The 6,694-nt window shown below is 63.0% G+C and carries 4 protein-coding genes; all 4 read right to left on the bottom strand.

What is annotated here, in order from left to right:
• Positions 1-2,143: transferrin receptor-like dimerization domain-containing protein (locus VEK15_32625; GenBank protein HXV65487.1), on the bottom strand; the 2,143-nt coding region annotated here is incomplete at its 3' end.
• Between the two features lie 45 nt (positions 2,144-2,188).
• Positions 2,189-3,607, bottom strand: coding sequence for a sigma-54 dependent transcriptional regulator (locus tag VEK15_32620; protein ID HXV65486.1), 1,419 nt, complete (start codon positions 3,605-3,607; stop codon positions 2,189-2,191).
• Between the two features lie 331 nt (positions 3,608-3,938).
• The gene (locus tag VEK15_32615; protein ID HXV65485.1) at positions 3,939-5,810 is read right to left on the bottom strand and encodes a TonB-dependent receptor; all 1,872 of its coding nucleotides are present in this window, start codon (positions 5,808-5,810) and stop codon (positions 3,939-3,941) included.
• Between the two features lie 28 nt (positions 5,811-5,838).
• The gene (locus tag VEK15_32610) at positions 5,839-6,678 is read right to left on the bottom strand and encodes a 2Fe-2S iron-sulfur cluster-binding protein (protein HXV65484.1); all 840 of its coding nucleotides are present in this window, start codon (positions 6,676-6,678) and stop codon (positions 5,839-5,841) included.
• Positions 6,679-6,694: the final 16 nt, after the last annotated feature.

Genomic DNA, 6,694 nt, shown 5'->3' with positions numbered 1-6,694 from the left:
GCGCCTCGTCGATTTGGCTCACCAGGCTCTCGAGAGCCTCGGAGACGACCCTCACGTAATGCCGCGCCTGCTCCCAGGCTTCTTCTTCGATGCCTTCGCGGATTCCGGGAATCGTTTTGACACCGTAGCCGGTGTAGAAGCCCGGCGCGTAGACCTGGTGGCGGAACCACTCGCGGTGGGGAAGACCTTCATCGTGAGCCAGTCGTCGCTCGGACGTGTAGAGGAGATGGTTGAGCCGCTGAAGCTCCGGCTGAGCCAGCAGGGCACTCGCGCCTGCGCTCTCGAGGTTTCTGAGCGCCGCCTCGTAGGCCTCCCCAGCCGCGCGCAGCTTGTCGAGCGCGGCGTCGACTGGCGTCAGGTCGACCTCAGCGGCCTGTTCCATCTCGGCATGGGCTTCGCGGATCTCCTCGACGTAACGAGCCATGGTGTCGGCGAGATCGATGAAGTTGAACGGCAGGATCGTGGCGTCCGCGAGCCGCAAGATCGCCGTTCCGATCGTCTGGGAGAGGGCGCGGCCGAACACGAAGTCGCCGTCCGAGAAACGCCGGTACCAGTCAAAGGAGTCGTAGTTCGAATGATAGACCCCACCGGGACTATCGCCGCCGAAGCCCAGGTTCAAAGATGCCATCGTCAGATGATCGAGGAACACCGTGTAGTCCGAGCCCGAGCCCAGAGCATCGATCCGGAGATCGTCGCTCTGCTCGATCTCGTTGCGGGCCGCATCGTCCTTTGCTTGCTCGAGCGCCCTATCGCGCGCGGCCTGCCAGACGCTCACGCCCCGTTCAGGGTCGGGAACGTCCCGCGCCACGTCGTTGATGAGCTCCTGGAGCGTGTGGCTTCCGCTCATGTTGAGCCAGCCCTTCCCCGTGCTGTCGCTGTTGATGTAGGCGACCCCCTTCCGAAGCAGCTCTTCTTTGTGAGTCTCCGCCCACTCGGTGGAGCCGAGGAGTCCCCACTCCTCTCCGTCCCACGACGCGAAAATGATCGTTCGCTTGGGCTTCCAGCCCTGTTTCAAGAGCTCGGAGAACGCGCGCGCGGTCTCCATCAGAGCGACGTTTCCGCTCGTGGGATCCATAGCCCCGTTGTTCCATCCATCGTGATGGTTTCCATGCACGATCCACTCGTCGGGGAACATCGAGCCGTCGATCCGGGCGATGACGTTGTACAGCGGGCGTGTCTTCCAGTCGAGCGACAGCTTGAGGTTCACGAGCGCGGGTCCCGGCCCGATGTGGTACGTGATGGGAAGAGCTCCCCGCCACTCGTCGGGTGCTATCGGCCCCCGGAGGCTCCGAAGAAGAGGGAGCGCGTCACCGTAGGATATGGGAAGCACGGGAATCTTGACGAGTGTTTTCGCCTCGCTGATGTCGAGCCGGGGCTCCCCTGACTTGGCACCGAACCCCGGACTCAGGGGATCGCCCGGATGGATGGGCATGTCCATGATGCTTCCACGCTGCACGCCATGGTCGGGACGAAACGGCCCCTCGGGATAGGTGAGCCCTTCGAAGTAGCCATCGTCTCTGGGGTCGGAATAGATGAGGCATCCGACCGCGCCATGCGTCTGGGCAAGCTTGGCTTTGATACCGCGCCAGCTCTTTCCGTAACGGGCGATGACGATTCTGCCCTCGACATCGATCCCCATTTCCCCGAGCTTCTCGTAGTCCTCGGGGATGCCATAGTTCACGTACACGAGCTGTGCGGTGACGTCGCCCTCGGCGGCGTAGGCGTTATAAGTCGGCAGCTGACCGGGGTCGGCCGAGTCCTTGTCCTCGAGCAGGCTCGGCTCCTCCAGCCTGGCAACATAGCTCGTCGGCTCGAGGAGCTCCACGTGCCTCTCGGTTGGAAGGGGCATGAGCGCTTCGGTCTCCTCGATCCAGGCGTTCAGCCCCCACGACTTGAATTGCGAGAGAATGTAGTCCGCTACCTTCTTGCTGCCGGGAAGCCCGGCGATGTGAGGCTCCTCGGTAATGACCCTCATGTACTCACGAAGGTTCGCCGGATTGGGGATCTCCCTGAGCTTCGTTTCCCACTCGCGCGCCGCCGCGACTTCATCGGGCAGGAAGCCCTTCAAGCTGTCTTCCTCGGCATGGGACGGGACGGTCGAAAGCAACGTGCTCAGGACGACGAGGTGGATCGCTCGAGGCATTCGATTCGAGTCTCCTTTCGGCGTTTGCTCGGTGCCGATTCTAACTCACTCGGCGTCGTCTCCGGTCATCGACTTGAAGTCTTCCTTTCGAAGACCGTGGCGTCTCATCATCGTATAGAGCGTGCGCTCGGTGATGCCCGCAAGACGCGCCGTCTCACCGATCCGACCGCGCGTCTCGCCGAGGAGGTGACGAAGATACTCCTGTTCGAAGCGAGCGACCACGTGGCGGCGTGCTTCGCCGAGACTCCGCCTTCTTCGATCCCCGGGAGGCATTTCGGTCCGAGTCGGTTCTGCCTCCCATTGGTTGGACGCCCTCAGATCGTCGACGCGAACGTTGCGCCCCGGTGCGAGCAGAACGGCACGTTCCACGACGTTCATGAGCTCGCGGACGTTGCCGGGCCAATCGTGGCGCACCAGGGCTTGAATCGCCTCGGGCTCGAAGCCGGTAACGGGTCTCACGAGCTTGCGCCGGCTCGTCTCGAGAAAGGCGCGAGCCAGCTCCGGTATGTCGTCTCGTCGTTCTCGAAGCGGGGGTGCGTGGAGCGTCACGACGGCGAGTCGGTAATAGAGGTCGGGGCGAAATCGGCCTGATTCCATCTCACGCTTTAGATCGCGATTCGTCGCCGCCATCACCCTTACGTCGACTCTCACGGGCTTTTCGCTGCCGACCCGGTAGATGCTCTTGTCCTCGAGCACCCGCAGCAGTTTCACCTGGAGGTGGAGCGGCATCTCACCGATCTCGTCGAGAAAGATCGTGCCGCGATGCGCGAGCTCGAAATAGCCGCGACGGGAGCGAACCGCGCCGGTGAATGCACCTTCCTCGTGGCCGAACAACTCTGTCTCGAGCAGGGTTTCCGGAAGGGCGCCGCAGTTGACGGTGATGAACGGCCCGCGCGAGCGTGCGCTCTCCGAGTGGATCGAGCGGGCCAGACGTTCTTTTCCGACGCCCGTCTCGCCGAGAATGAGAAGTGCGGAGTCACCTTTCACGCACCGGCGGGCCATCCGCAGGAGGTGCTGCATCGAGGAGCTCGCCGACGTGAAATCGGCGAGAGTCGAACGCTTCTCGGCGCGCTCGGCACCGAGCCGTTCCAGAGTTTCGTCGCCCCTCCGGCGGGCGAGCGAAACGAGCGTGGCGCCGAGTGTGTCGTCGTCGAGGCCGAGCCACAAGACGGCGTCGCAACCGGACGCGAGCAGCTCGGCGCGTCGTCTGGGGTCGTCCTCCGGCGCAAGGACCACGACTCCGGGATGCTCGGGAAGCGAACGGAGCTCGGTCAGAAAGTCGATGGCTCTTTCCGGAAAGAGGCTCTGCTCGATGACGAGCATGTCGAAGTCGTCCCGCGTCAGCCTGGCGCGGACGCCGTCGGCGCTCGCAGCGCTCGCGGCTTCGATGCCCCCGATTTGGAGCAGTTTCTCGATTCGATTGCCAGTGGCGCCCGTTTGGGAGGCGAGAAGCAGTCGGATCACGATTACCGATTTTATCTGAATCGGTAATCAGATACCAATTTTTCGGAAACTACTTTCGGAAGAGAATGGGGGCACGTGGTAGGACAATCCGACAAATGACTCTGAATCAACGAGATCGGAGCGGAGGCGGTGGGGATGGCTGATGGCATTGGGATTGCTCTTCCAATGCCTCATGGTTCACATTAGAAATGCACATCGTCAGCCCCGTCTGGTGCATGTGCGCAAGCCCATCCGTCCGGTGCGAGTGGCGGCCGAGAGACGTCCCATCAAGGTCGTCCCGCCGATCGTACCCAGCCGGAACGAGCCGGTCGAAGCTCGCTGAGACTCGAGCTCACCGAAAGAGTCGGATCTCGATGCCCCCATGTACCAGCCGCGGCGTTCCGAGGTTCTCGAGCGGGGTCAGACGCACGACGTACTCGGTATCGGTCACGTTCTCCACGGCTACATAGAGATCCAGTCTCCTCGATAGCGGGATTCGGGTCGACAGATCGAGCACTCCGTATGCGGGAAGGAGAAGCTCGTTCCGGTCGTCGTCCCAAGCCTCACCGGTAACGCGTACATCGGCCGTGAACTGGAACGGACCGTCGTAGAACACTCCGAAAGTTGCCTGGTGGCGTGGAACCTGTGGAATCGCGAGGCCGGTCTCGTCGACCACCGCGTCGGAGAAGAGGTAGGCGCCCCGAATCTGCCAAGGGTCCGCCACGCGGTACGAGACCTCGGCTTCGAGCCCCTGGATGGTCGCGCTTCCCAGATTCTGACGCTGTCGAAGGATTTGCCCGTTTGCGATTCCGAGGGTGACGTTCGCGACCGGGTCTTGCAGGGAATTGTAGAAGGCGTTGAAACGCAGGAGAAGCAGGCGGCTCGGATGGACGTCGACTCCTCCCTCGAAGCCCCACAGGTACTCCTCGGTGAGGTCCGGGTTGGCATCGGTGACGATGTTCCCGAGCTGAAACGGCCGGTAGAGCTCGTTGAGCGAGGGCGCCCGGAAGCCCCGGTAAGCGGACGCCCGAACGGTCGCGAAGTTGGAAGCGCGGTACACGACCCCGGCACGGGGATTGAACGTTCCCTGGGTAGTCCGGTTCTCCCACAGATCGAATCGGCCCCCGAGGAGAACGTCGAGCCGCGGGTCCGGCGCGAATAGATATTGCGCGAAGGCTCCGACGAAATTCTGGCGGTTGACGTCCCAGCTCGCGCGTCGCCAGTCGATGCCGTACTGAAGCCCGGTAACGCTCCGCATGGTGAACGAGGCTCCGAATCCCGTGGAGGGAAAGTGCTGCTCCGCCGTTTGGAACTCCTGTGAGCGATCGGGGAGGATGCGCGAGAAGTCGCTGTTGAGCTCCTGGCCCTGCCCGTAGAAGTTGAAGCTCCACCGTTCGGCGTCGTAGCCGGTCTCGACGAGAAAAATCTGGGAGTCGTTCTGCTGGATGGGGGTGCCGTTACTCCGCTTCTCATTGAACAGGTTGACGCCCGCGTGGAAGTCGCGATATTCGAGACGGCCAACGAAGCTCTGAAACGCTGCGTTGGTGGGAATGTCGACCGGGCCACGTTCTTCCTCGCGGACTTGAATGTATCCTTCGGTGTCGAATACACGGCCCGAGGCGAGCCAGGCCCAGTCTCCACTGCGATCCGACGTGAAGACGTCGAGGTCGTAGGTATCGAGGTTGCCCGCCTGCAGGCGGAGATCGAAAGTGCGCTCGGCGGGAGTGCGGGGAAGGAGCTGAATCGTTCCTCCAAGGGCCGAGCTCCCGTAGAGCTGGCTCGTCGCTCCCCGCGCCACCTCCGCCGTTCGCAGAGAAAGCGTCGGTAGCCGGTTGAAATAGATCCAGTTCCCGAAGGGATCGTTGAACGGGATGCCGTTCCAGAGGACGAGGCTCCGGCTGGCTCCGCTCGACCCGATCCCCCGAAGCGAGACACCCTGGGTCGTGGGGTGCGAATACAAGCTGGACGACCGGCGGAAAAGATTGAAACCCGGCACTCTTCGGAGCTGCTCGTCGATGACGAGGGCCGGAGAGCGGACGACGTCTTCTTCCGTGAGCGCGCTTACGAGCGCGACCGCGTCGAGGATCGGCTGTTCCGTCGCCGCCGCGGTGACGACGACGACCTCCTCGTAGCTGAGGGTCGGCTTCTCTTCCTCGCTCTTTTTCTGAGAGGCGTCCTGGGCTTGGTTGGCCACCAAAGCGCAGATCCAGAAGGCTCGGAGCATAACGGGCCGGAGCATAGCACAGCGGCACTCACCGGTTCTGGACGAACTGGATGCCGAAACGACCTTTGATACAGAGATGGCCCCGGGTCACGTCGTGGTCGGTCGGGGACGTGACCCTCACGATGTTGTTGTCCTGCACCCGGAGCTCGAGGTTGCAGCCGACGCCGCAGTAAGGACAAACCGTCCGGGTGACGGTCTGCCTCGACTCGTCCCATTGATTCGCCTGCCTCAGGTCATGCTCGCTCTTGAACATGAGCGCGCCGGTGGGGCATACGCCGATACAGTTGCCGCAATAGACGCAGGCGGATTGGTCGAGCCGGGTATCGTGCTCCGTCGAGATGCTTGCGCCGAAACCACGGCCCGCCACCGAGATGGCGAACGTGTTCTGAGCGTCCTCGCCGCACGCCTCGACGCACTTGTAGCAGAGGATGCAGCGGCTGTAATCGCGAACGTACATCTCGTCGTGGATCTTCACCGGCTGAGCGACGGTCTTCGCTTCGGCGCCGAACCGCCCCGCGTCGACCTCGTAGCGCTCCATGAAGCGGCCGATCTCCCCGCCCACCAGCGAAAGATCCACCGAGGAAGCGAGAAGCTCGAGCACGAGCTTTCGGCTGTGCCGGACCCGCGCGCTGTCGGTTTGGACCTTCATCCCGGACTCGGCCTTCCGCGGGCAGGCGGGAACGAGCGTTCGAGATCCCTCGAGCTCGACAACGCAAACCCGGCAGACGTTGACGGGGGTGAGGTTCTCGAGAAAACACAGCGTGGGGGTGCCGATCCCCTCGGCGTGACACGCATCGAGCAGCGTGGCGCCTTCGGGAACGGCCGCGGGTCGGCCGTCGATCGTCAATTCGATGCGGCGTTCGTTCATGGCGTCTTGTCCAGGA

This window comes from Vicinamibacteria bacterium, from assembly GCA_035620555.1.
Taxonomy (GTDB): Bacteria; Acidobacteriota; Vicinamibacteria; order Marinacidobacterales; family SMYC01; genus DASPGQ01.
Note: the sequence above shows the minus strand (reverse complement) of the source record. Positions and strands in the feature narration are given on the sequence as shown.